General features: G+C 27.0%; 1 protein-coding gene and 1 pseudogene. Both read left to right on the top strand.

Annotated features, from left to right (window positions below; translation table 11 throughout):
- Positions 1 to 632, top strand: a 632-nt coding sequence (locus tag HUJ77_RS15415) for an AI-2E family transporter (RefSeq protein ID WP_291710159.1), incomplete at its 5' end; no start/stop codon positions are given.
- An 18-nt stretch (positions 633 to 650) separates the two neighbouring features.
- Positions 651 to 1,670: pseudogene (gene dxr / locus HUJ77_RS15410) on the top strand (1-deoxy-D-xylulose-5-phosphate reductoisomerase); the annotation flags it as partial.
- Positions 1,671 to 1,761 lie beyond the last annotated feature (91 nt).

The raw sequence follows: 1,761 nt of genomic DNA, 5'->3' as shown, positions 1-1,761 counted from the left end.
AATTAAATTTAGATATAAATAAAACCCTAGAAAGTATAAGTAAATTTTTTAATAGTAATATGATAATGAAAAGTGCTATCTTTACAGGGGAAGGTGTAATATCATATTTTTTAGCAAATATAATTAATTTTTTTCTTTTAATTGATAGTGACAAAGTATATGATATTATAAATAAATTATTTCCAGAAAAACTTGTGGCAAATATTATTAGTAAAGGTAAAAATTTAAGAGATGTGCTAAAGATAGAAATAAAACTTATATTTTTAAGTTCTATATTAATTACAATAGGATTTAAGATTTTAGGAATACCTAACAGTTTGTTCCTTGGAAGTTTATGTGCAATTTTAGATATACTTCCTTTTGTGGGAACAACAATTGTTTTTATACCAATTATAATATACAATATTATAATGAAGAGATACTTATTAGTAGTTGGATTAATTTCCTTGTATTTACTAGAAAGATTTATTAGAGAAATTTTAGAAGCTAAATTTTTAAGTAGTAAGCTTGAAATTCATCCAGTAATAGTAATAATATCTATTTATGTAGGGGTAAATATGTTTGGATTTATTGGTATAATAGCAGGTCCAATTTACAGTATAATAGCAAAAGACTTAATTTATAATGATTAAGTTAATCAGGAGGAAAATATGAAGAACATTTCAATTTTAGGAGCTACTGGCTCAATAGGTACTCAAACCTTAGAAGTAATTAGAAATTCTAATAAGGAGATAAATTTAATTGGTATAAGTGCTAATTCATCTGTTAAAAAAATAATAGATATAATAAATGAATTTAGTCCTAAATATGTTGCCATGATGGATGATAAAAGTGCTAAAGAAGTTAAAGAATATTGTTTATCTAATAATTTAAATATAACAGTGTACTCAGGAATTGAAGGGTTAGAAAAAATAGCTTCTTTAGAAGAAATAGAGATGGTTGTTACCTCTGTTGTTGGAATGATAGGATTAAGACCTACACTTAAAGCTATAGAATCAAAAAAAGATATAGCTTTGGCTAATAAAGAAACACTAGTAGTTGCTGGTGAGCTAGTTATGAAAAAGGCAAAGGAAATGAATGTAGACATATTGCCTGTTGATTCAGAACATAGTGCTATATTTCAGGCTTTGAACGGATACACTGAAAAGGATGTTAGTAAAATTATTTTAACAGCTTCAGGTGGACCATTTAGAGGAAAGAATATAGAGTTTTTAGAGAATGTTTCTGTAGAAGATGCTCTAAAACACCCTAAATGGAATATGGGACAAAAAATTTCTATAGATTCTGCAACTCTAATGAATAAGGGATTAGAAGTTATAGAAGCACATTTCTTATTTAATTGTCCTTACGAAGATATAGAAGTGGTAGTTCATCCGCAAAGCATAATACATTCAATGGTAGAGTATAAAGATGCAAGTGTTATAGCTCAATTAGGATCAACAGATATGAAGCTACCAATACAATATGCCATAAATAAAAAGGAAAGAAAAAATGCAGTAGCAAAGAAACTTAATTTTTATGAAATTGGTGTTTTAACTTTTGAAAAACCAGATTTAGATACCTTTAGATGCTTAAAACTTGCTTATAAAGTTGGTATTGAAGGTGGTTTAGCTCCATGTATATTAAATGGTGCCAATGAGGAAGCAGTTGCCTTATTATTAGAAAGAAAAACATTATGAGCTTTTGATTCAACATCAACTCAAATAGTTTCAGTTGGTTGATTAATAACAACTCTAAATTCAGTTTCATTATTTTCTTTTT

Origin of the sequence: Clostridium sp., assembly GCF_021443865.1 — a bacterium.
Lineage (GTDB): Bacteria > Bacillota > Clostridia > Clostridiales > Clostridiaceae > Clostridium.
The sequence above is the reverse complement of the archived record's forward strand: the minus strand, read 5'-3'. Positions and strand labels throughout refer to the sequence as shown.